Here is a 22,213-nt window from a genome sequence, read left to right as displayed (position 1 = left end):
TTGACGCGACCCACCCTTGGACCTCAACGCTGGTTGAGGTCAAGTCGGAGTCGATAGGGTGCGGTCATGCTGGAGTTCGTGGTGCGGGTGGTGGGCGTCCTGGTCGCCTTCCTGGTGGCGCCCTTGCTGGTCGGTCAGGCCGAGCACAAGGTGATGGCGCACATGCAGTCACGGCTCGGCCCGATGTACGCCGGCGCGTTCCACGGCTGGGCGCAGTTGGTCGCGGACGGCGTGAAGTTCGTCCAGAAGGAGAGCGTGGTCCCGACCGCCGCGGACCGGCGGGTCTTCGAGTTGGCGCCGATCGTCGCGCTGCTGCCGTACCTGGCCGCGCTCGCCGCCATCCCGCTCGCGCCCGGCATCGTCGGCGCGGACCTCGACTCGGGCCTGTTCTTCGTGCTCGCGGTGATGAGCATCGGCGTACTCGGCTCGCTGATGGCCGGCTGGGGGAGCGGCAACAAGTACAGCCTGCTCGGCGGGCTCCGGGTCGCGGCGCAGCTGATGAGCTACGAGCTTCCGTTCGTGCTGTCCGCGGCGAGCGTCGCGGTCGCGGCCGGCTCGCTCAACCTGACCGGTATCGCGCACGCGTGGAACCCGTGGTGGTTGCTCTGGCAGCTGCCCGGCATGGTCGTGTTCTTCATTGCGGGGCTGGCGGAGTTGCAGCGGCCGCCGTTCGACATGCCGGTCGCTGACTCCGAGGTGATCTTCGGTCCGTACACGGAGTACACCGGGCTGCGGTTCGCGATGTTCCTGCTCGCCGAGTACGCCGGGATCGTCGTACTCGCGGGTCTGACCACGGTGCTGTTCCTCGGCGGCTGGAGTGGTCCGGGGCCGGAGTCGATCGGCTGGATCTGGACGATCGTCAAGGTGGCGTTCGTGTCCCTCGTGGTGATCTGGGTGCGGGTCTCGTTCCCGCGGATGCGCGCCGACCAGCTGCAGAAGCTCGCCTGGCAGGGCCTGGTGCCGGTGGCGCTACTCCAACTCGCCCTCACCGGCATCGGCGTCACCGTCTTCTAAGGCAAGCCCCGCGGGCAAATGGCAAAGAACGCCGTTGCGGGATCGTCAATCGGTTCGGGTGCGGAGGCTCCGCGTCAGGGTGGGGATCATCACCGTCGCAGCGACGAGGTGTAGCCCGAGAAGGGCGGCAGTGGTGGCGGTGTTCGCCCCGGAGAGGAGGGGTGGGACGAACGAGATCGCGGTCAGCGACACTGCCGTCCACACGAATCGCTTGGCCGGGTTAGCGCTCCAACGAAGAAGAGCGACGGCGATGACGACGCCCACGACCGAGAAGAAGCCGGTCACCACGGCGATCCCGGACAACGGGATCGTCTCGCCACCATCGGAGACCTCGAAGTCGACGCCAACGGCCTGGGCAAGCGCAGCGGCGAGAGTGGTGGCTGCAATCGCTGCGAGCGTGGCAATCAAGCCGGTACCGGCGAGCCCGCGGAGTCGGTGGGTGTGGCTGGTCTGGCCCGATGCCGGGCCTGCGACGGCCCCGGTGTCATTCATGCTGTTCCTCCATCGTTCGGTGACTGGCGAGCGTGCACACCGGGACTACTCCGTGCAGTCCGCCGGCAGGCGTTCCGGCAGCCCGAGTCGCGGGAACTGGTCGGCGTGGAACGTGACGATCTCGGTGATCGCCCCGCCGGTGATACGCAGGACGTCGATCGTCAGCGGCAGGTACGCGCCCTCCCGCTCCTGCCAGAGGTAGAAGGCGACGGCGGGCTGCCGGTTCACGGAGGTGAGGACGGCGCGCAGGTGCTTCATGCCCTCGAAGCCGCTCTCGACCCAGTCGTTCACGACCGCGTCGCGGCCGACGTACAGGCCAGGCGTGGGCGGCATCGAGCAGCGGACGTCGTCCCGGAGCAGTGCGGCGATGCTGTCGATGTCCGTGGCCACGCTGGCGTCGGTGTACCGGCGTACCAGCTCGCGCGTCCCGGCGTCCTCCTCGCCGCCGCCGGTCCAGTCCTGCCGCTCGGAGGGCAGGTGCTCCCGCAGGCCGGAGCGGGCCCGCTGCAGCGCGCTGTTCACGGAGTTGACGGAGTCCCCGAGGAGCTCCGCGACGTCCTTCGCCGGCCAGCCGAGCACGTCCCGAAGGATCAGCACGGCCCGCGGGCGCGGCGCGAGGTGCTGGACTGCGACCAGGTAGGCCAACTCGATCGTCTCTCGCGCCACGGCGACGGTCTCCGGCTCGTCCGCGTCGCCCGCGGGCAGCTCGTCGAGCAGCCGGTCCGGATAGGGCTGCAGCCACAGCACCTCGCCGCCGGTCGCAGGCTCCGGGCGGCACTTGGCAAGCAGGTCCAGGCAGGCGTTGGTGGCGATCCGGTACAGCCAGGCCCGGAACGTCGACCGCCCCTCGAAGGTCTCCCGCCGCCGCCAGGCACGGAGGAACGTCTCCTGCACGGTGTCCTCGGCATCCTCGAACGACCCGAGCATCCGGTAGCAGTGCACGTGCAGCTCCCGCCGGTGCCGCTCCACCAGCCCCGAGAACGCCGGCTCGTCGACCTCGCCCAGACCACTCCCGCCCAGACCACTCCCGCCCAGCCCGCTCACGCCCAGCTCCTCCAGCCATGTGTCCGCACTCATCAAGTCATCCTTCCGTCTCGTCGTGTCCCGTCGTAGGTATGACGGGTGTGGGCGCGACAACTCATCACTGGGGTCGGTCGGCACGGCTGAGCGCTCTTCGCCACGCCACCGACCTGCACCGTCAGGTTGGAGATGGCTCGATGTGCAGTGCGGTGAATCGCCGGGCGACGTCGTCGACCCAGGCTTACGGCGTTCGGTGATCCGGTAAGGCTGGGAGTGGCGTTGTCGGTGTGGTGCACTGGTCCACGCCCGTGAGATGGCTCGCGCGGCCGATCGATCCTTGACGGTGCGGAGGAAGAGATGAGTGCGGACGCCAAGCTGGTAAGGGATCGGATTCCCGAGATCATTCGTGCGAGCGGTGGGGAGCCGGTCACCTATCGGGCGGAGCCGAACGAGTACCGCCTGCGGCTGCGGGAGAAGTTGGCCGAGGAGGTTGGCGAGTTTCTCGCCGCCGACGATGAGAATGCCATCGAGGAGCTCGCGGACGTGCTGGAGGTCGTGTACGCGCTCGCCACCGACCTGGGGACCGACAAGGCTCAACTGGAGCGAGTGCGCGAGGACAAGGCCGGCCAGCGGGGCGGATTCGCCGAACGGATCGTATGGACGGGTCTCCGCTGACGGTGACTGGACTGCCACCACCACTGACTGGCCGTGTCGGTAGTTGCCATTTCAGTTCTTTGTGGAGAGGCGTAGTAAGAGTGGCGAGGCGATGAGGACGCCGGCGGCTACGAGGATGGCGAAGGTGAGGAGGATGACCTTGAAGGTCACGTACTGCAGTGCGATTCCGGCGCCGACGACGGGGACCGAGAGGCCGACGTAGCCCACGACGAAGAACAGGGCGAGGGCGGCGGCACGTTCGTTGGGCGGTGCGGTCGAGATGACCACCGACAGCATGCTCCGGAAGATGCTGCCGCTCCCGACTCCCACCAGGGCTGCGCCGGTCAGGAAGAAGGCCAGGCTCGGTGGGTGCACCCACGCCGCGGTCACGATCACGGTCAGCCCGACGATCAGCACGGGAATGCCGAGCGCGAGCAGGCGGCGCAGTGGCCAGGTCGCGGTCGTGACCTGAGTGAGCGCGCCGACGCCGAAGGCGATGAAGACGGTCAGGCCGGCCAGTGCGGGCGAGGAGCGGTGCAGCGGCCCGGACAGGAACGCGGAGGCCAGCCCCGCGAACACGCCGTACACGGTGAACACCAGGAAATCGCCGGTGAGCGCCGCACTGAACTGGGCCCGGGCGGTTCCAGGAATGGCCAGCCGTTGCGGGCGGTAGCGGGGCCGGGGCGTAGGCAGCGACCTGACCTCAGGAGACCGCCAGGTGGCGGCCAGTGCGAGCACCAACAGCGCCGCGAAGGTGAAGTAGATCAGCCGGGGGAGGCTGGGTACGTACGTCGCGAGCAACCCGGCCGCCAGGGGCCCGACCGCCAGGCCGCCGACGTTCGCGACCGTGGACACGATCTGCGATCGCCGGGTCGGGACACCGTTCGGCCCCGAGTCCAGGTCGGTGAGGTAGGCGCCGGCGGTGGCGGTGGCCGCCCCCAGGGCCAGTCCTGTCAGCACTCGCCCGGCGAACAGGGCAGGAAGCGAGGTGGACGTCGCGAAGATCAGCGCAGCCACCAGGCCCGTCAGTAGAGCGGGGAGGAGCACGGTCCGTCGCCCGTACCAGTCCGAGACATGGCCGACGAGGAGCAGGCTTGTCACGACCCCGGCGGCGAAGACGGCGTACACGACGGTGATGGTGATCGACGACAGGTGGTCCTGTCGTCTGTAGAGCCCGTAGAGCGGGCTTGGCGCGGTGGAGAAGGCGGTCAGGATCGCCATGCTCGCGGCGATCGCCCAGAAGCCGGCGGACCGGCTCAGTCGTCCCCGCCTCGTCTCCCCGGTCGCGGGCGCGTGTTCGATGTGGACAGTTGAAGTGGTCATGTCACCGATCGTCTGCGCCGACGACCTCGGTCGCGCCAGTACTGCCCACGTGCACAACCACGGGTCGCGCGGCCGGTGGCGCCAGCCCTGGGGCCGGCGCTGAAACTAGTGTGTTCGCGGGTGTCGATCTGGAACGGCGTAGTTCGTGTAGGTGGTGACAGCACTCACCAGGAGGTTGGGATGAATCAGTACCTGCTTAGCATTTACCAGCCGGATGGGCCGCCGCCCGGGCCTGAGGTGCTGGGGCCGATCCTGCGGGATCTGCAGGCTCTGAACGAGGAGATGCGGGCGGCGGGGGTCTGGGTGTTCGCGGCCGGGTTGCATCCGCCCGAGACGGCGACGGTGTTGAAGGCGTCGCAGGGGGAGGTGCTGGTGACTGATGGGCCGTTCACCGAGGGAAAGGAACACCTCGGCGGGTTCACGGTCATCAATGTCGACGACCTTGATGCGGCGCTGGGCTGGGCTCGGCGGTTGGCCAAGGTGCTGAGTCCGCTGTCGGTCGAGGTGAGGCCGTTTCAGTCGTGACTCCTGACATCGCCGGGGTGTTTCGGGCTGAGCACGGGCGGGCGGTGGCTGTGCTTGCCCGGGTGTTCGGGGACCTCGAGATCGCCGAGGACGCAGTGCAGGACGCGTTCGCGGCGGCGGTGGAGAAGTGGCCGGACATCGGCGTACCGCCCAGCCCGGCGGGGTGGATCATCACGACCGCGCGGAACCGGGCGATCGACCGGCTGCGGCGGGAGTCGGCGCGCGCGGACAAGCAGGCCGAGGCGGCGCTGTTGCATGCCCAGGACGAACCAGTGGAGGAGGGCGCCGTGCACGACGACCGCCTCCGGCTGATCTTCACGTGCTGCCACCCGGCGCTGGCGCTGAACGTCCGCGTCGCACTCACCCTGCGGATGCTCGGTGGGCTGACGACCGCCGAGATCGCCCATGCGTTCCTGGTCCCGGAGCCGACCATGGCGCAGCGCCTGGTCCGCGCCAAGGCGAAGATCCGCGCGGCCGGCATCCCGTACCGCGTCCCGTACGAAGCCGATCTGCCCGAGCGCGTCCGCGGCGTACTCGCCGTCGTCTACCTGATCTTCAACGAGGGGTACGCCGCTTCGTCCGGCGACAGCCTCGTCCGCGACGAACTGAGCACCGAGGCGCTGCGTCTCGGTCGACTCCTGGTCGAGCTGATGCCCGACGAGCCCGAGGCCGTCGGTCTGCTCGCCCTCATGCTCCTGCAGCAGTCCCGCCGCCCGGCGCGGGTCGCCCGCGACGGCTCGCTGATCCGCCTCTCCGACCAGGACCGCGACCTCTGGGACCGCGCGCTGATCGACGAAGGCCAAGACCTGGTACGCCGTTGCCTCCGCCGCAACCACCCTGGTCCGTACCAACTCCAGGCCGCCATCAACGCCGTCCACTCCGACGCCGCCACCGCCGAAGACACGGACTGGCGCCAGATCCTCCAGCTCTACGACCACCTGCTCACCCTCGACCCCACCCCGGTCGTAGCCCTCAACCGAGCCGTCGCGGTGGCCGAGGTGCACGGCCCCGCCGCGGCCCTCACCGCTGTCGACGACCTGGACCTGGGCTCCTATTACCTCTTCCACGCGATCCGCGCGGACCTGCTCACTCAACTGAACCGGCCCGCCGACGCCCGCACCTCCTATGCCGCCGCCCTGGAGCTCACCATCAACCAGGCCGAGCAGAACTTCCTCCAGTCCCGCCTCGACACCCTCTAGATCACCTGCGGTCCACCGACCCGCGCGGTCTAGCGGTGCTTGCGCTTCTCGCGGTCGCGGCGGGTGGTGTACGGCGAACGCCGCGCCGGTGGGCGGGTCACGCGGAGCAACAACCCACCGATGGCGCCGGCGGCGGCGCCGAAGAGGGCTGCGAAGGGGGCCAGGGCGATGGCGGAGTGGCTCCAGTCCTGGTGGTCGGGGCCGCTGGCGAACCACGCGAAGGCGATGCTGACGACAACCATCGCGAACGCGCCGAACACCGCGCCCGACACCGCTTCACGGCTGCCCATGTCACCAAGGTAAGGGCGCCGCCGCGATGTGGAATCCCGACCGGGCGCGCCGCCGGATTCAGTAGGGTCTCAGGTGTGCGGGGATTCGAGCTGGTGTGTGAGGTGGAGCCGCCGACGCGGCCGGATCTGAAGAAGGTGCGGCACCAGATCGGGGTGATGAGTCCGATCGCTGACGCCTTCCTGATCCCGGACAACCACATCGGCCGGGCGACCGTGTCGAGTGTCGCGGTGGCGAACGAGGTCCAGGCGATGGGTTCGCGCGGCATCGCCTGCCTGAACTCGCGGGATCGCAACCTCCTGGGCTTCCGGCGAGATCTCCTGACGGCGGCGGCGTACGGCGTCGAGCAGTTCCTGTTCGTGCACGGCGACGACCCGGCCGAGGGCGCGCGGACCAGCCAGCTGACGGTCCGGACGATGATCGAGCAGGCGCGTGCGACGTCGTACCCGGGTTGCAGTCCGTTCCAGGTCGGCGCGGCGACGCGGCTGCGGCCGGTGCCGGGGTGGAAGGCGGAGGCGGACTTCCTGTACGTGCAGGTCAGCTACGACCTGGACGAGCTGCTGCGCTGGCGGGACAGCGTCGTACTCGACATCCCCGTGTACGCCGGGGTGATGGTGCTCGCGAGCGCGAAGATGGCCCACAACCTGGCGGCCCTGCCCCAGCTCTCGATCCCGGAGACGCTGATCGACGCCGTCGAGCGGGATCGCGATGCCGGTGTCGACCATGCCTGCGAGCAGATTCTGAAGATCCGTGACTCCGGGGCGTTCGACGGCGTTCATCTGATACCGGTCAGCCGCTACCGCCAGGTTGCTGCCCGGCTCGAGCGGGAACTCTGAGGTGGGTGGCACCGGAATGAGCCGGAACCGACTAGTGTCCTGCTAGCAGCGGGTTACGACGGGAGGTGGAAGGTGGGTGTCCCTGGCAAGGGGTTGATCGAGGGGCTGAAGGTCACCGCGAAGACGTTGGCTCGCCGGTCCGTCACCGAGCAGTACCCCGACGTCCAGCCGGAGCTGCCGCCGCGCAGCCGGGGCGTGATCGCGCTGTTCGAGGAGAACTGCACGTCCTGCATGCTGTGCGCCCGGGAGTGCCCGAGCTGGTGCATCTACATCGACTCGCATACCGAGACCGCGCCGTCGGTCGGTGAGCAGGCCCGCGAGCGCAGCCGGAACGTGCTGGACCGGTTCGCGATCGACTTCAGCCTGTGCATGTACTGCGGGATCTGCATCGAGGCCTGCCCGTTCGACGCCCTGTTCTGGTCGCCGGAGTTCGAGTACGCCGAGACCGATATCCGCAACCTCACGCACGAGAAGGACCGCCTCCGCGACTGGATGTGGACCGTCCCCGCACCGCAGCCGATCGACCCCGGCCCCACGGTCACTCCGGCGCCGGAGGACGAGGCGTGACGACTGCCCTCTTCAGCGTCGCCGGAGCAGTCGCACTCGTCGCTTCCGTGTTCGTCGTCACCTCGCGCCGGATCGTGCACGCCGCGCTCTGGCTGGTCGTTGCCCTCGGCGCCGTCGCCGGTTGCTTCGGCGCGTTGCACGCCGAGTTCGTCGCGCTGGTCCAGATCCTCGTGTACGTCGGCGCGATCGTCGTACTCGTGCTCTTCGCGCTGATGCTGACCAAGGCGCCGACGAACCCGCTGCCCGGCCTGACCTCCGGCCGCAGCCCGTTCGCGGCGGTGGTCGCGGGGGTGCTGGCGATCCTGCTGGGTACCGGCGTGGTGCTTGCCTTCGGCAACGAGAAGGTCAGGGCCGTGCCGGACGGATCGCCGGATGCCGTCGGGACCTCGATCTTCAAGACCTGGGTGCTGCCGTTCGAGGTGCTCTCGGTGCTCCTGCTCGCTGCGTTGGTCGGTGCGATCGCCCTGTCCCAGCGCAAGAAGGAGGACTGACGTGCCGCTGATCCTCCCCCTGCTGCTGGCGGTCGCGTTGTTCTGCATCGGGGTGTACGGCGTGCTCGCCCGGCGCAATGCGATCACGCTGCTGATCTCGTTCGAGCTGATGCTCAACGCGGTCAACCTCAACCTGGTCGCGTTCGACGCCTGGCGGCTCGACGGCCTGGCCACCGGTCAGACGCTGGCGGTCTTCGTGATCACGCTGGCCGCGGCCGAGATCGGGCTCGGGCTGGCGATCGTGCTGCTGCTGTTCCGCGGTCACGGCAGTGTCGACGCCGACGCGGCGCGTGACCTGGCCGAACAGGACCCCTCGGTCGAGCTGGATGCCGCGGTCGAGCCGGAGAAGGCCTCGTGATCGCGACCGTCTGGCGGGTCGTCGGGGTTGGCTTCTCGCTGCTCGACATCCTGGCCGCCGCCCTGCTGTCCGGCGCCAGTCCGGATCAGGCCGCGTTCCTCAACTCGTCCGTCGGCGACCTCACCATCGGCTTCGCGGTCCGCACCGACGACCTGACGGTCGTCATGCTCGCGGTCGTCGGCGTGATCGCGACCTGCGTCCAGGTCTACTCGCTCGGCTACCTGCACGAGCGCCCGGCGTCGTACCACGCGCTCGTCACGCTGTTCACCGCCGCGATGGTGACCGTGGTGATCTCGGACAGCCTGTTCCTCCTGCTGATCGGCTGGGAGATGATGGGCGCCTGCTCGTACCTGCTGATCGGTCACTACTGGGAGCGGCGCGACGCCCGGTACGGCGCGGTCAAAGCGTTCCTGATGACCCGGCTCGGCGACGTCGGGTTCCTGTTCGGCATCTTCGTGCTCGGCGTCGGCGCCGGGACCTTCCGGATCTCCGAGCTCGACCCGGCCGCGATCTCGTCCGGCGTCCTCACCACCGGGACCCTGCTGCTCCTGGTCGGCGTGGTCGGCAAGTCGGCCCAGGTGCCCTTGCAGACCTGGCTTCCGGACGCGATGCCCGGCCCGAGCCCGGTCAGCGCGCTGATCCACGCGGCGACGATGGTTGCCGCCGGCGTCTTCCTGATCGCCCGGCTCTACACCATCTTCTCCGCCTCCGAGACCACGTTGACCGTGCTGGCCGTGATCGCCTGCGTGACCATGCTGTTCGCCGCCCTGTGTGCGATGGCCGCGGTCGAGGTGAAACGCGTGCTCGCGTGGTCCACGGTGAGCCAGTTGGCGATCATGTTCGCCGCGCTCTCCCTGGGTACGGCGGACGGCCGGCACGCAGCGCTCTTCCAACTCGTCACGCATGCGGCGTTCAAGGGATTGCTGTTCCTCTGCGCCGGTGTGCTGCTGCATCAGGTCGGCAGCGCGGCGTTCGTCGTACTGCGCCGCTACACGCGCCGCGGGCGGTTGCGGAAGGCGCTGCGGGTCACGTTCGTGACGATGACGATCGGGCTCGCCGCGCTGGCCGGCGTGCCCGGGTTCGCCGGGTTCTTCTCCAAGGACGCGATCATCGAGGCGGCCTGGGAGCACGCGCGCGACGGTTCGGTCGTCGGGTGGATCGTGCTCGTGTCGGTGTGCCTGACGGTGGCGTTGACTGCCTTCTATTGCGTGCGGTTGTGGTTGTGGGTGTTCTTCCGGACGCCGGCGCTCGCCGGTGCGCACGGCGCCTTCGAGGACGACGACGCGATGGCCGATCTCGACGAGCCCGACACCTCGAAGCTGCGTGACGCGCCGTGGGTGATGCTCGCGCCCATGGTGCTGCTGGCGATCGCCTCGATCGTCCTCGGGTACGTCGACGGCCTGCAGCTGAACTGGGTGGTCGGGTTGGTGTCGACCGCACTCGTGGTGCTCGGCGCGATCCCGGCGTACTCGTTGTGGTCGCGGGGTGCGGATCCGCGGCCGGTGGTGCTGGAACGTGAGTTCGGCGTGGACACGGCGTACCACGGTCTGTTCGTCGTTCCCGTGCGGTGGTTGGCGAAGCTGACGGTGGCGGGGGACCGGGACGTGATCGGGGGCTATGTGCGGGCGGCTGGGCGGACCGGGACGCTGTTGTCGCAGGGGCTCCGGCGGTTGCAGACCGGGAACGTGCAGACCTATCTGACCGCGGCCGTGATCGGCGTGGTCGCGCTCGCGGTGCTTGCTGGGGTGATCGGCTCGTGAACGCGATTCTGCTGGCGATTCTGCTCCTGCCCATCCTGGCCGCGCTGGCGTTGTGGGCGATCCCGGCCGGCATCGGTGATCGACTTGCCGCGGCGTACGGGTCGGTGATCTCGGGGCTGGTGCTGGTCGGGTCGGTGGTGCTCTGGCCGCGGACCGGGGGATGGTTCGCCTACGCCCCGTTGCAGAACGAGGACGTCCGGCCGCTCCGGGCCGTGACCGACGTGCCGTGGATTCCTGCGCTGGGAGTGCGGTTCCACGTCGGGGTTGACTCGATCTCGATGCCGCTGATCGTGCTGACCGCGCTGCTGACCTTTCTCTGCTGCCTGTACTCGCTGAAGATCACGCCGCGGATCGGCCGGACCCGGTCGCTGATCGCCTTGCTCCTGGTGATCGAGGCCGGTGTGATCGGCACGTTCTCCGCGATGGACCTGATCCTGTTCTTCGTCTGTTTCGAGATCGTGCTGATCCCGATGTGGCTGGTGATCGACATCTGGGGTGATGACCACGATCCGGTCGGCCGGAAGCGGGCGGCCTTGACGTTCGTGCTGATGACCGTGCTCGGGTCGGCGCTGATGCTGCTGGGATTCCTGCTGGTCTTCCGGCGGGCCGGGACGTTCGACATCGTCCAGTTGAGCAACCAGCCGGTGCTCGGCGGTCACGGCGTACCCCTGGCCGCGGCGCTGCTGATCGCGGTCGGCCTGGCGGTGAAGGTGCCGCTGTGGCCGTTGCACATCTGGCTCCCGGACGCGCACGCGAAGGCGCCGACGGTCGGGTCGGTCATTCTTGCGGGCGTGCTGCTGAAGCTGGGGACGTACGGCCTGATCCGGATCCTGGTCCCGGTGCTGCCGGACGCCACCGTGACGATCGCGCCGTACCTGGCCGGCTTCGCCGTCGTGGCGATCATCGCCGGGTCGCTGGCGTGCCTGGCGCAGACCGACGTGAAGCGGCTGATCGCGTACTCGAGCGTCGGGCACATGGGCTTCATCGTGCTGGGGATCGCGACGCTGTCGCCGGCCGGGCTGCGCGGCGCGCTGTTCGCGAACATCGCGCACGGCATCATCACCGGTCTGCTGTTCTTCCTGGCGGGTGCGATCAAGGACCGGCACGACACCAGCGATCTGCGGGCGATCGGCCGGGCGCTGTACGCGCGGCTGCCGCGGATCGGCGCGCTGCTCACCTTCGCCTGTCTGGCGTCGCTCGGGCTGCCGGGGCTGGCCGGGTTCTGGGGCGAGATGCTGGTCCTGCTCGGCGCTTACAACCCGGCCCCGGTGTTGCCTCGGACAACTTATTTGGTGTTCATGGTGATCGCAGGACTCGGCACCGTGCTCACCGCGGCGTACTTCCTCCGGCTGATCCGCGACCTCTGCCAGGGTGACCCGGCCGAGAACCCACCGGCCGCGTTCGCCGTCGATCTCAGTCGCATCGAGCTGATCACCTGGGCCCCGCTGATCACACTGACCGTCCTCCTCGGCGTATGGCCCGCACTCCTTCTGCATCAGTGGGTGACCCTGTGACCCTGCACTGGACCGATTGGCAGGCGATCGCCGTACCGCTGGTGCTGGCGATCGGGGCGGTCGCCGTACTGCTGGTCGACAGCTTCTGGCGCAGCGCCCCGCAGCAGCTCCGGCACACGGTCGTCACGTTGCTCACGGCAGCGGTGATTCTGTTCGGGGTCGTGTTCGCCTGGGCGCAGCGGGACGACTTCAAGCCGGCGTTCTGCCATCCGGCGGTCGAGGGGCCGGCCGAGTGCAGCTTCGTGTTCGAGCCGTTGACTGCTGGGCTGTGGGCGGTGTTGCTGGTCGGCGGACTCGGAGTCGTCGGGTTGTCGGCGTACCGGCTGCTGGCTTCGGATATCCCGATCGGGGAGTACCACTTCCTGCTGCTGAGCGTGCTGGTCGGTGCGACCGTGCTGGCCGGGGCGCGCGATCTCGCCACGATGGTGATCGCGCTCGAGGTCGTGTCGCTGCCGAGTTTCGCGATGGTCGCGCTGCGCCGGGATCGCCGCGGATCCGAGGGTGCACTGAAGGCGTTCCTGGTGTCGGTGCTGTCGACAGCGGTGATGCTGTTCGGGGTCTCCTATCTGTACGGCGTGACCGGGTCGCTGTATCTGACCACGATCGCGAACCGGCTGAGCGGGCTCGATCCGGACCTGAGCCGGGTGGCGTTCGCGGCCGGGCTGTTCGTGATCGTCGGGTTCGCGTTCAAGATCGCGGCGGTGCCGTTCCACGCCTGGCTGCCGGACACGTACGTCGGTGCGCCGGTCGAGGTCACGGCGTTCCTCGCGGTGGTGTCGAAGTCGGCCGGCGTCGGTGGTCTGCTGGTCCTCGTCACGGCCGGGATCGCACCGGACGGGTCGAACCTGCGGACTGTGATCGCCATCCTGGCCGCGGTGACGATGACGGTCGGGAACCTGGCCGCCCTGCGTCAGGTCGAGGCGGTCCGGCTGCTCGCGTGGTCGTCGATCGGTCAGGTCGGGTTCCTGCTGGCGCCGCTCGCGGTCGGCGATGCCCAGGCGGTCGTCGGGTATCTGGCGGCGTACGTCGTCGTCACACTCGGCGCGTTCGGATCGGTCGCCGTGGTTCAGCGGCATCGGCCGGGTGGCTTGCTGACGGACTACCGCGGGATGGTGCGCTCCGAGCCCGGACTGGCCGCCGCGTTGATCTTCTTCCTCGTCGTCCTCGCCGGTCTGCCGCCGGGTCTGGCCGGCCTGTTCACGAAGTTCGCCGCCTTCCAGGCCGTCATCGACGCCCATCTCGGCTGGCTCGCGATCGTGATGGCCGTCAACGTGATGATCGGCCTGGCCGTCTACCTCCGCTGGGTCGCCGAACTCTTCCGCCTCCCCGCCGACGACCCCTTCTCCGTCGACATCGAGACGCCTGCCGTCACCATGATCTCCATCTGCGCCGCCATCGCCGCCGTCTTCTCCATCCTCCCCAGCACCCTCTTCGCCCTGGCCACCTAACTGGTCTGCTTGGCCAGGAAGTCCTCGTACTGCGACCACACGCGGCGCCAGAGCTCGTTGCGTTGAGGGGTGTCCAGGTGGGGGAGTGGGAGGTGGAAGACGTCGGCGAGTACGGCGAAGTAGTCGGTCGGGTTCTCGATAATCGAGTTGTCGATGCGGTCGGCGTACGTCTCCATCAGGCCGACGGAGCGTAGGACGACCACTGAGGTTGGCTTGCGGCGGAAGGCGGAGGCCAGGCGGCGGAAGGGGGAGTCCGGGTTGGCCGAGAGGTTCGCGTGCTGAGCGGCGAAGGCGTCGAGGCCCACTGCGGCGGACTCGAAGTCCATGCCGACCATGTTGGCTCGCGGGTCATGGTCGAGTCGCCATCCGTCGGTCTTCTCGGATGGACGCAAGCGGAGGTTGAACGGCTCCTGATAGGCGGTGCCCGGCTCCAGCGGCAGTGGCTCGCGCAGCGTCTCGCCGAGGCCGGCGTCGACCAGCCAGACGCGGTCCGGATCCTCGACCAATCCGCTCACGGTGAGCACCAGGTGGCTGGCGTCGACATCGCCGGCGCGGGTCGGGGTCTCCGCCCCGCCGCGGTGCATCGTCACGCGGTAGCCGAGCTCGGTGAGCAGCAGGGCGAAGGTCCCGTTCAGCTGGAAGCAGTATCCCCCGGTCTCCCACGCGATGATCCGCTTCGCCGTTTCCTCCGGGTCGAGCGGTCCGCCCGGCGCCAGCTGATACTGCACCGACTCGTACGGCACCTGGTCCACGAAGGCTGCGTGCAGCTCGGACAAACCGTCCAGCCGCGGCGGACCGTCGTACCCGGTCACTCCGATGCGTTTCAGGAATGCCTCAGTGTCCATTCGGCCTAGGCTATGACAGGTGATCGACGTCCTCGCCCCAGCCGAAGCCATCCACGCCGCCCCCGAGCTGGGCGCCGTCTACCTGTCCGCCTTCGGCGCTCCGGGGTACGACGAGGAGCCGGCGCGAGCCGAGGAGTTCGCCACCGAACAGATCCCGCTGCACTCCCAACGCGACGACTTCAAACTCGTGGTGGCCCGGGACGCGGGCAAGCTGACCGGGTTCGCGTACGGGTTCACCGGGCATCGCGGACAGTGGTGGTCGGACCGGGTCGCGGCGGCGGTGAGTCCGGAGCTCGCGGACGAGTGGATCGGCGGTCACTTCGAGGTGGTCGAGCTTGCGGTGGTTGTCGAGGCACAACGCCAGGGGGTCGGCGCCGAGTTGATGGCCGCGCTGATGACCGACCTGCCGAACCGCAAAGCACTGCTCACCACGTTCGCCGACGACCGTCCGGCGCCGAGGCTCTACCGGCGGATGGGGTGGAAGGTGCTGGTGCCCGACCTGGGCTGGGACTCCGCGCTCTACGGATTGAACCTGGGAGTGCCACTCGGCCACTGACCTGGCAGGGTAGGCCCATGACTTCTGAGCGGATCTATGTCGGGAGCTACACCAGTCAGCCGGGTGCCGGGGACGGGATCGGGTTCGGGCCTCTCGACGGGATCGAGCTGGTGGTGACGACTGCCGATCCGTCGTTCCTGGTCAGGTCCGCGGACGGCCGGTTCCTGTACGCGACCGGCGAGGTGCACGGTGGCCGGGTCAGCGCGTTCGCGGTCCAGCCGGACGGCGGGCTGGAGTTCGTCAACGAGCAGCCGAGCGGCGGCGCGGACCCGTGTCACCTGGACATCGACCCGTCCGGGCGGTACCTGCTGTCGGCCAACTACACCTCGGGCGCCGTCGCGATCCACCCGATTCAGGACGACGGCTCGCTCGGCCAGGCGACCCAGTTCCTCCAGCGCTCCGGGACCGGGCCGAACGCTGAGCGCCAGGAAGGGCCGCACGCCCACCAGATCGCGTTCGACCCCGCCGGTGCGTACGTGTTCGACATCGACCTCGGCTCGGACACCGTCTACACGTCCACGCTGACCGACGACGGGCAGCTGAAGGAAGTCGACCGGCTGCACATCCATCCGGGCGCCGGTCCGCGGCACATGGTGTTCCACCCACGCGCGGGAGCGGCGTACGTGATCAACGAACTCGACTCCACGCTGACCGTGTGCGGCTACGCGGACGGGAAGCTGCAGGTCGTGCAGACCGCGTCGACCCGGCCGGCGGACTCGCCCGGTGAGAACTTCCCGGCGGAGCTGCTGATCTCCGCCGACGGCCGGTACCTGTACGGCTCGAACCGCGGCGACAACACGATCGCGGTGTTCTCGACCGCCGCCGACGGCCTGTCGGTCGAACTGGTGCAGACCATCGGCGCGGGCGGCGACTGGCCGCGGCACCTTGCCTTCAGCAACGACGGCACCCGGCTGTACGCCGCCAACGAGCGCTCCGACCAGATCGCTACCTTCACCATCGCCGACGGCCGCCTCACCCAGGAGGGTGACCCCGTCAGCTGGCCGAAGCCGGTCTGCATCCTCCCGGTGTGACGCACCAGGGCCCTGGCGCGCTGCCGGGGCCCTGGTCAGCTCAGGCGAGCTTCTCGAAGAAGAACTCGTGCTTGAGGAACGACACGTCGTACTCGTGACCCGGCTGCGGCGGCAGCAGCTGCGCGGCCTGGAACAACCGCCAGCCGTCCTTCAGCGCGTCCAGTCCGGTCGCGTACGGCGGCTCGTCGCTGTCACCCGTGGTCGGGTGCGTCTCGCCGGTTCCGTCGTACTCCGACCACCCCACGACGCGGGAGTCGAGCGCGGACGAGGCCAGGTAGAGGACGAGCACCTGCTGGCGAAGCGTCTGCTGTCCGATGGGGGCGGTGGCGGTCATGCCATCTCCTTCTTCGCGGCGTGCGGGTTGAGGCTGCGCTGGGTGACCACGCGCTGCGGGCGGTTCGAAACCCTGGTGACCCAGTACTCCGGGTCGAAGGTGTCGTCACCGGTGAGTGCCTGCCACAGCTTGATCCGGTTGTACTTCTCCAGCCGGCCGGTGGCGTTCTCGTACCAGGGGAACGATTGGTCGAGCTCGCGCGCGACCTCGTCGTCGTACAGGTCCTCGAGGTTCCACAACCGGACCTGGCGGACGGTCGGGTTGAAGCGGATCTTGAACATGTAGCGGTCGATGGCGCTGTCGTTCTTCCGGCCGCCGTGCCAGATGCCGTGGTGCAGGAGCTGCACGGTGCCGGCCGGGCAGACCAGCCGGGTCTGGCCGAGCAGGTTCTGGTACCGGCCGGTGTCGGACTCGTTGGTCCGGCGCAGGTGGCTGCCGGGCACGCTCAGAGTGCCGCCCATCTCGAGCGTCACGTCCTGCGGGTAGTACATGAGCTGGACGTCGAACGCGTCCGGGCGGACGTCGATGATCGCGTCACCGTGCAGGTTCTGCGCCTCGCCCTCGTTGGCCTTGCGGATGTGCACGGCGTGGTGGTCGACCGTCGGCTCCGGCCCGACCAGGCTGTGGATCGCGCCGGCCACCTCGGGCAGCTGCACCAGCCGCTGGACGAACTCGCTGTCCACGAACGCCTCCGACAGCGGGGTGCCGTAGGGGACGCCGGGAATGCCGGCCTTCAGGACCTCGATCGCCTGCTGGTTCATCTCCTCCGGTACGACGGCGTCCATCCGGAGCGACCCGGTGGCCACGAAATGCGCCATCTGAACCGAGGTGAGCAGGTTCTTCTGATGCGGATGGGGCATGAGACTCCCTCTCGGGGTGGTGGTTACTACTCCACCAGGCTAAGTTCGGACAGCGCTTACTCGCGTGGGCTGTGTTCACCACTAGTGGTAATTTCTCACCATGATCGAACTGCACTTGGCCGCTCCGCCGGAGGTGGTGAGCGTCGGCGTCGGGATTCACGGCGTCCGCAGCCTGCGGGACGTGTTCCGGCTGCCGGACCTGTGGCAGCTGCATGTGTACGCGTATTCGGCCGATCTCAAAGTCGCCGGTACGACGTACTCGGTGGCGCCGGGATACGTGTCGCTGACCCCGGCCGGGACGCAGGTGCAATTCGACTACCGCGGCCGGTCCGAGCATCTCTACGCCCACTTCCGGCCGGTGGTGACGGGCGAGCCGTCGTACGTCCCCGTCGTACAGGACGCCGGGGATGCCGCGCCGGTGCTGTCAGGTCTGTTGCGCTCGGCTGTCGAGGCCTCGCCGTCTGGGTCCACGCGGATGACGGCCGAGGTGTGGACGGCGTTGTGGCGGATCGTGGACCTCCACGCGGTCACCACCGAGGGCGACTCGCGGCACCCCGCGGTCTCCACCGCCATCGCCTATATCGAGGCCAACCTGGCCCAACCCCTCACCATCCCCACGCTGGCCCGCCTGTCCGGTGTCTCCCACAACCACCTGACGCGCCTCTTCCAGACCGAGACCGGGCAGACGGTCATCGCCTACATCCGGGGTCGCCGAATGGCTCGCGCCCGTCACCTGCTCGTCTCGTCGACCCTCTCTATCCCCGCCGTCGCGGCGTCGGTCGGCGTCCCCGACCTCCAGGCCTTCAACAAGACCTGCCGTCGCGAGCTCGGCGGCTCACCCCGCGCGATCCGTAATGCGGTGGCCGGTCCGGTCGCCGCGGGTTAACGTGCGCTCGTGTTCGAACTCATTCCAGTAGTGCAGGCGCCGCAGTACGACGAAGAAGCCGAGCAGCGGTTCGCCGAGGAGTGGCCGGAGTTCATCTTCCACGACGTCGAGGTGCGGAAGTACTCCGAGCGGCGCAGGGAGTTCTTCCAGCAGGACTGGGAGTTCTACCTGGTCTCCGACGACCAGCGGCTGATCGCCGGCTGCTGGGGTGTGCCGATCGCCTGGGACGGGACCGTCGACGATCTGCCCGCTGGATTCACCGGCTCGCTCACGCGAGCCGTGACGGCGTACGAAGAAGGCGTCGTGCCGAACACCTTCGTCCTGATGGCGGCCGCCGTACGCTCCGACGAACAGGGCCGCGGCCACGCCTCGCGCGTCATCACCGCTGTCCGGGAGCGTGCCGTGGCGGGCGGCCTGGATCGGGTGATCGCGCCGGTCCGGCCGACGCTGAAGTCCCGCTATCCGCTGACCCCGATCGAAACCTTCATGACCTGGACCCGCGACGACGGCCTGCCGCTCGACCCGTGGCTGCGCACGCACGCCCGCCTCGGCGCGACCATCATCGCCCCCGCAACCGTCTCTCAGACCATGACCGGAACCGTCGACGAGTGGGAGAAGTGGACCGGCCTGGCCCTGCCGTCCTCAGGCTCCTACGTCATCCCCGACGGCCTCACCGTGCTGGAGATCGATCACTCGACGGACAGCGGCATCTACCGCGAGCCGAACATCTGGATGCGCCACGCTTAGCTCGTTCAGGCCGAGTGGGTGCGGGGTCGCTGCTCGGCACTGAGCGGCTACGAGACCGCCAGTGCGGCGAGGCCCTTCGTGAGGATGCCTTTGGTTACTTGGAGGGCATAGGCGTTGTCGGGACCGGTGATGACCTGGTCGGACCACATGACGACGTCTTCGAGGGCCCGGACGTGGCGGTAGTAGCGGATCGCGTCGTGGTCGATGGGGTGCGGGCCGTAGCCGGTCAGGAAGGCGTCGAGCTGTTCGGAGGTGGTGGGGCCGACGTCGCCCATGCCGCCGAGCATGAACATCAGGTCCTGTTCGCGCGGCGCGAGAATCACGTCGTCCCAGTCGATCAGGTGCAGGTGGTCGTCGACGAGGACGTTGCCGAGATGCGGGTCCCCGTGGCAGACCACGCGGGGGCCGGTCGGTTCCGGTGGACGGGCCCTGAGCAGGTGGGTGATGGTGGCGTCGTACTGCTTCCAGACCGCGGCCAACTCCTCCTCGACCTCGTCCTCCGGCGCCTCAGTGCTGAGCCGCGTCTGCAGTTTCTCCGCCACCGCCGGGACCCGCGCGTCGATGTGACTTTGCTTCGGAAGCGCATCACGCAGCCTCGGCGGCGGCTCCGCGTCATGCACCCGCCGGATGAGTACGCCGTACTCGGTCCACTGCTCGTCGGTCAGTCCGCTCTCAGCCGCGCGTACGCCGTCGATCCACGGAGTGATCGTGAGCCGCTTCTTCTTCCCGTGGAAGGTCCACAGCCCGCCCTCCGTGGTCCGGATCATCTCCGGGACGCCCGACAGACCACTGTCCGCCAGGAACGCGGCCACCTGGTGCCCGGTGTTGGTACCCGCGCCGCTCCACTTCACGGCGTACCTATTGGTGGCCGTCGTCGCATTCCACACCTGCGCGGCCAGATCGGCCCCGTGCGCCACCGGTGAGAGTTCCACCACATCCAGCCCGAAGTCGTCGAGCAACCACCGCCGCAGCAACGTGTCTCCCACGCCGCCAGCATGCCCGGCAACCGGCCGCTTAAGCGACCCGATTACCAGGCCCGGCGGTCAGCGGTAGTTGACGAACTGGACGGCGAAGTCGAGGTCCTGGCCCTTGATCAGGGACTGGACGGCCTGCAGGTCGTCGCGGCTCTTGCTGGACACGCGGAGCTCCTCGCCCTGGATCTGGGCCTTGACGCCCTTCGGGCCCTCGTCGCGGATCAGCTTGGACAGCTTCTTCGCGTTCTCCTGGGTGATGCCGGCGCTGATCGTGGCGTTGATCTTGTAGATCTTGCCGGACAGCTTCGGATCGTCGGCCTCCAGGCCCTTCAGCGAGATCTGCCGCTTGACCAGCTTGTCCTTGAGCACGTCGAGGACGGCGTTGACCCGCTCCTCGGTGTTCGCCTGCAGGTCGATCGCCTCGCCGGACAGCTTGATCCCGGCGTCCACGTTCTTGAAGTCGAACCGCTGGCTGATCTCCTTCGCCGCCTGGTTCACGGCGTTGTCCACCTCCTGACGGTCGACCTTGTTCACAATGTCGAAGGAGGACTCCGAAGCCATGGGCAGTTCCTTTCCGATTTGCTGTCAGGGGCACTCTCTGTTGTATCGTCTCCCACGCCGGTTCACGAACCGGCACCACCCTGGCGGGTTGCCCGAGTGGCCAAAGGGAGCAGACTGTAAATCTGTCGGCTTATGCCTACGCAGGTTCGAACCCTGCACCCGCCACAGGGACTGAAACCGCCCCTGACCTGCGCAAACGCAGGTCAGGGGCGGTTTCGTTGTGTCCGGCCATGTCCGGCTAGCTACGGCGATCTACGGGTATCCGTGTCAAATACGTGTCGAAGTTAGCTCGCAGCCTCCGGCTTGCTGGTGAGCGCTGCCTCGATCCGCCGCTTGGCTGCTTCGTCCTGGCCGTCGATGCATGTCGCGTAGACCCGGAGCAGCACGTTGACGCTGTGCCCGGCCCACTCGGCTACCTGTGTGGCTGGCACACCCGCGTTCAGCCACAGGCTCACGCATGCATGCCGCAGGTCGTACGGCCGGCGGGCGAGCGGTGAGTGCCGCTGAGCTTCGCTCAGAGCCTTCTCCCTTGCTTTGGCCCAGAATCGCGTCGACGTGTTGGGGTGAACGGGGTTGCAGTACGCCTTCAGTGGCACGCGACCGAATGGACCCGTCCGGGTCACGAACAGCCGCCCGTCCGGTCCGGTGCCGAACTTTTCGAGGTGGCGTCTCAGGAGCGCGACGAGCTCCGGGCAGGCAGGCACGACACGCGTACTCCGAGCCGACCTGTGCTTGAGCGGGCGGTCCTCACGGGATGCGCCTGTGTCGCTCCAGACTTGCCCGGTCTGCTGCGTGGACCCGACCAACAGCAACTCACCCCACCCCTCATCCGGCAACTTCAGATGCCCTTCGGTCAGGTGTCGGACTTCTGCGGGACGAAGAGCGGCGAAGTACATGCACCCGTAGTAGGCCTCCAGAGACGGGTAGATCTTTCGCACTGCTGCGAGCAACTCCCGAGCCTGCGTCGGGTTGACCACGACGCGCCGGTCAACCTCTTCGTCATGCTTAGGGCTCGACCAGCTGACGGTGTCGATGGGATTGGCAGCGAAGAATCGCAACTCGACTCCGTACTGAAGCGCACCGTGGAAGGTCGCCCGCCGCCGGGCGACGGTGCTCGCTGCTGCCGCCTTGCCGTCCTGGCGAATCGACAGGGCATCGAGGACTCGGCGCGTGACGCTGGCCGCTTCGAACTCCGACAGGTCAACGGTGTTGTCGTTGAGCCACCGGATGACATGCCCCAGATCCTTGGGCGGCGTAGCGCTTCGAACGTCCCTCCCATCGCGGGCGGTCTTGCTGAATGCCCAGCTGTGCAGTGCTCGACGGATGAGCGCGTCGTCTGGTTTGCCGCGCTCGCCGACCAGGAGCGAAAGGGTCGCCTGCGTCAGGGTTTCGGAGATGCCTCGGCGGTGGCCAGGAGAGATGTGCGGCCACTTGATATCCACGTACTCGCAGGCGTGCTGGAACCAGCTACGGCGGTTGAGCAGCTTAGCCATGGGAGCGGGCAGGCCCGACCGGACATCGAACGGGACCCCCTCGCGCGCAGCGGTAGTTAGCTTCGCCTGGAACGACTCAGCGAGCTTCTTTGTCGCGTGGGTTTTAGCGAACATCTTCCCTGCGACAGCCCATCGGACTCGGTGGGTCGTTCTCCGCTTGCCGACATACTCGTCTGGCTTGTAGAGACGGACGTCGTACGAGAGATCATTGCTGCTGGTGTCGCTCACGCGGCATCCTCCAGAGTCTGAAGCCAGTTCTCGAAATCGACCCGGCGAATGCGGATGTCGCCGTTGGGGAGCTTGATGCAGCGGGGCGCCTTCTTGGCCGCTCGCCAGTCGTAGAAGGTCGAGCGGGCTACGCCCAGCTCGGCACACACGTCAGCGATCGTCAGGTGCGCCCGCCGGATCGGGGTTGGCGTGGTCACGCAGGTGTCTCC

Annotated in this window: 25 protein-coding genes, 1 tRNA gene and 1 pseudogene; 16 read left to right on the top strand and 11 right to left on the bottom strand. The window is 68.3% G+C overall.

The genetic code is table 11. The features are described from left to right. Window positions 1-66: 66 nt before the first annotated feature. Entirely contained in the window at window positions 67-1,014 is a 948-nt protein-coding gene (locus OG555_RS08590) for a complex I subunit 1/NuoH family protein (protein ID WP_329482272.1), read from the top strand. Window positions 1,015-1,059: 45 nt separating this feature from the next. On the opposite strand, the gene OG555_RS08585 is transcribed toward OG555_RS08590, so the two are convergent. Together OG555_RS08585 and OG555_RS08580 are read right to left on the bottom strand one after the other, a co-directional pair. Continuing rightward, window positions 1,060-1,506, bottom strand: coding sequence for a DUF6069 family protein (locus OG555_RS08585; RefSeq protein ID WP_329482271.1), 447 nt, complete (start codon window positions 1,504-1,506; stop codon window positions 1,060-1,062). Between the two features lie 45 nt (window positions 1,507-1,551). Then, window positions 1,552-2,583, bottom strand: a complete 1,032-nt coding sequence (locus OG555_RS08580; protein WP_329482270.1) for an RNA polymerase subunit sigma-70 — start codon at window positions 2,581-2,583, stop codon at window positions 1,552-1,554. A 300-nt stretch (window positions 2,584-2,883) separates the two neighbouring features. Here OG555_RS08580 and OG555_RS08575 point away from each other — a divergent pair, with 300 nt between their 5' ends. Then, a complete protein-coding gene (locus OG555_RS08575; RefSeq protein WP_329482269.1) occupies window positions 2,884-3,201 on the top strand; it encodes a nucleoside triphosphate pyrophosphohydrolase in 318 nt (105 codons plus the stop codon). Window positions 3,202-3,252: 51 nt separating this feature from the next. Here the strand turns inward: OG555_RS08575 and OG555_RS08570 are convergent, their stop codons facing one another. Next, the gene (locus OG555_RS08570; protein WP_329482268.1) at window positions 3,253-4,503 is read right to left on the bottom strand and encodes an MFS transporter; all 1,251 of its coding nucleotides are present in this window, start codon (window positions 4,501-4,503) and stop codon (window positions 3,253-3,255) included. Between the two features lie 180 nt (window positions 4,504-4,683). Between OG555_RS08570 and OG555_RS08565 the strand changes: the two genes are divergently transcribed. Both OG555_RS08565 and OG555_RS08560 read left to right on the top strand, forming a co-directional pair. Further along, complete coding sequence (locus OG555_RS08565) at window positions 4,684-5,028, top strand: YciI family protein (RefSeq protein ID WP_329482267.1); 345 nt, start codon at window positions 4,684-4,686, stop codon at window positions 5,026-5,028. Then, window positions 5,025-6,227: an RNA polymerase sigma factor gene (locus OG555_RS08560; protein ID WP_329482266.1), complete on the top strand. Its 1,203-nt coding sequence runs from the start codon at window positions 5,025-5,027 to the stop codon at window positions 6,225-6,227. The genes OG555_RS08565 and OG555_RS08560 overlap by 4 nt, the downstream gene beginning before the upstream one ends. A 29-nt stretch (window positions 6,228-6,256) precedes the next feature. Here the strand turns inward: OG555_RS08560 and OG555_RS08555 are convergent, their stop codons facing one another. Further along, window positions 6,257-6,517, bottom strand: a complete 261-nt coding sequence (locus OG555_RS08555) for a hypothetical protein (RefSeq protein ID WP_329482265.1) — start codon at window positions 6,515-6,517, stop codon at window positions 6,257-6,259. 75 nt (window positions 6,518-6,592) lie between these two features. Here OG555_RS08555 and OG555_RS08550 point away from each other — a divergent pair, with 75 nt between their 5' ends. The 7 genes and pseudogenes from OG555_RS08550 to OG555_RS08520 all read left to right on the top strand — a co-directional run bounded on the left by OG555_RS08550 (window position 6,593) and on the right by OG555_RS08520 (window position 13,489). Further along, a complete protein-coding gene (locus tag OG555_RS08550; RefSeq protein WP_329482264.1) occupies window positions 6,593-7,351 on the top strand; it encodes a methylenetetrahydrofolate reductase in 759 nt (252 codons plus the stop codon). Between the two features lie 231 nt (window positions 7,352-7,582). Beyond that, window positions 7,583-7,774: pseudogene (locus OG555_RS08545) on the top strand (4Fe-4S binding protein); the annotation flags it as partial. Window positions 7,775-7,914: 140 nt separating this feature from the next. Beyond that, window positions 7,915-8,409 carry an NADH-quinone oxidoreductase subunit J family protein gene (locus OG555_RS08540; RefSeq protein WP_329482263.1) on the top strand — a complete coding sequence of 165 codons (495 nt, stop codon included), beginning with the start codon at window positions 7,915-7,917 and terminating at the stop codon, window positions 8,407-8,409. Window position 8,410: 1 nt separating this feature from the next. After that, the gene (gene nuoK / locus OG555_RS08535) at window positions 8,411-8,767 is read left to right on the top strand and encodes an NADH-quinone oxidoreductase subunit NuoK (RefSeq protein ID WP_329482262.1); all 357 of its coding nucleotides are present in this window, start codon (window positions 8,411-8,413) and stop codon (window positions 8,765-8,767) included. Beyond that, on the top strand, window positions 8,764-10,527 hold the full coding sequence (locus OG555_RS08530; protein WP_329482261.1) for an NADH-quinone oxidoreductase subunit 5 family protein: 1,764 nt from the start codon (window positions 8,764-8,766) through the stop codon (window positions 10,525-10,527). Before nuoK ends, OG555_RS08530 begins: the two co-directional genes overlap by 4 nt. After that, the gene (locus OG555_RS08525; RefSeq protein WP_329482260.1) at window positions 10,524-12,041 is read left to right on the top strand and encodes a complex I subunit 4 family protein; all 1,518 of its coding nucleotides are present in this window, start codon (window positions 10,524-10,526) and stop codon (window positions 12,039-12,041) included. Before OG555_RS08530 ends, OG555_RS08525 begins: the two co-directional genes overlap by 4 nt. Then, window positions 12,038-13,489, top strand: a complete 1,452-nt coding sequence (locus OG555_RS08520; RefSeq protein ID WP_329482259.1) for an NADH-quinone oxidoreductase subunit N — start codon at window positions 12,038-12,040, stop codon at window positions 13,487-13,489. Before OG555_RS08525 ends, OG555_RS08520 begins: the two co-directional genes overlap by 4 nt. Here the strand turns inward: OG555_RS08520 and OG555_RS08515 are convergent. Beyond that, window positions 13,486-14,334, bottom strand: coding sequence for an arylamine N-acetyltransferase family protein (locus OG555_RS08515; RefSeq protein WP_329482258.1), 849 nt, complete (start codon window positions 14,332-14,334; stop codon window positions 13,486-13,488). The two genes, OG555_RS08520 and OG555_RS08515, sit on opposite strands and share 4 nt — an antisense overlap. A 19-nt stretch (window positions 14,335-14,353) precedes the next feature. Here OG555_RS08515 and OG555_RS08510 point away from each other — a divergent pair, with 19 nt between their 5' ends. Together OG555_RS08510 and OG555_RS08505 are read left to right on the top strand one after the other, a co-directional pair. Beyond that, entirely contained in the window at window positions 14,354-14,890 is a 537-nt protein-coding gene (locus tag OG555_RS08510; protein ID WP_329482257.1) for a GNAT family N-acetyltransferase, read from the top strand. Window positions 14,891-14,907: 17 nt separating this feature from the next. Next, window positions 14,908-15,921, top strand: coding sequence for a lactonase family protein (locus OG555_RS08505; RefSeq protein ID WP_329482256.1), 1,014 nt, complete (start codon window positions 14,908-14,910; stop codon window positions 15,919-15,921). Between the two features lie 40 nt (window positions 15,922-15,961). Here OG555_RS08505 and OG555_RS08500 read toward each other — a convergent pair whose 3' ends face one another. Both OG555_RS08500 and OG555_RS08495 read right to left on the bottom strand, forming a co-directional pair. Continuing rightward, window positions 15,962-16,255, bottom strand: coding sequence for a hypothetical protein (locus OG555_RS08500; protein WP_329482255.1), 294 nt, complete (start codon window positions 16,253-16,255; stop codon window positions 15,962-15,964). Then, complete coding sequence (locus OG555_RS08495; protein ID WP_329482254.1) at window positions 16,252-17,115, bottom strand: phytanoyl-CoA dioxygenase family protein; 864 nt, start codon at window positions 17,113-17,115, stop codon at window positions 16,252-16,254. The genes OG555_RS08500 and OG555_RS08495 overlap by 4 nt, the downstream gene beginning before the upstream one ends. A gap of 100 nt (window positions 17,116-17,215) precedes the next feature. Between OG555_RS08495 and OG555_RS08490 the strand changes: the two genes are divergently transcribed. Together OG555_RS08490 and OG555_RS08485 are read left to right on the top strand one after the other, a co-directional pair. Next, the gene (locus tag OG555_RS08490; protein ID WP_329482253.1) at window positions 17,216-18,001 is read left to right on the top strand and encodes an AraC family transcriptional regulator; all 786 of its coding nucleotides are present in this window, start codon (window positions 17,216-17,218) and stop codon (window positions 17,999-18,001) included. A 9-nt stretch (window positions 18,002-18,010) separates the two neighbouring features. After that, window positions 18,011-18,748, top strand: coding sequence for a GNAT family N-acetyltransferase (locus tag OG555_RS08485; protein WP_329482252.1), 738 nt, complete (start codon window positions 18,011-18,013; stop codon window positions 18,746-18,748). A gap of 47 nt (window positions 18,749-18,795) precedes the next feature. Here the strand turns inward: OG555_RS08485 and OG555_RS08480 are convergent, their stop codons facing one another. After that, window positions 18,796-19,734 carry a phosphotransferase enzyme family protein gene (locus OG555_RS08480; RefSeq protein ID WP_329482251.1) on the bottom strand — a complete coding sequence of 313 codons (939 nt, stop codon included), beginning with the start codon at window positions 19,732-19,734 and terminating at the stop codon, window positions 18,796-18,798. Between the two features lie 57 nt (window positions 19,735-19,791). Then, complete coding sequence (locus tag OG555_RS08475) at window positions 19,792-20,283, bottom strand: YajQ family cyclic di-GMP-binding protein (RefSeq protein WP_329482250.1); 492 nt, start codon at window positions 20,281-20,283, stop codon at window positions 19,792-19,794. Window positions 20,284-20,365: 82 nt separating this feature from the next. On the opposite strand from OG555_RS08475, the gene OG555_RS08470 reads away from it, so the two are divergent. Beyond that, window positions 20,366-20,448, top strand: a tRNA-Tyr gene (locus OG555_RS08470). Window positions 20,449-20,567: 119 nt separating this feature from the next. Here the strand turns inward: OG555_RS08470 and OG555_RS08465 are convergent. Then, window positions 20,568-22,004 (bottom strand): site-specific integrase, encoded by a 1,437-nt coding sequence (locus tag OG555_RS08465; RefSeq protein ID WP_329482249.1) that lies wholly within the window; start codon window positions 22,002-22,004, stop codon window positions 20,568-20,570. Then, window positions 22,001-22,201, bottom strand: coding sequence for a helix-turn-helix transcriptional regulator (locus tag OG555_RS08460; protein ID WP_329482248.1), 201 nt, complete (start codon window positions 22,199-22,201; stop codon window positions 22,001-22,003). Before OG555_RS08460 ends, OG555_RS08465 begins: the two co-directional genes overlap by 4 nt. Between the last annotated feature and the right edge of the window lie 12 nt (window positions 22,202-22,213).

Origin of the sequence: Kribbella sp. NBC_01484 (assembly GCF_036227145.1) — a bacterium.
Classification (GTDB): Bacteria; Actinomycetota; Actinomycetes; order Propionibacteriales; family Kribbellaceae; genus Kribbella.
This window is presented reverse-complemented; position numbering and strand designations above follow the sequence as displayed.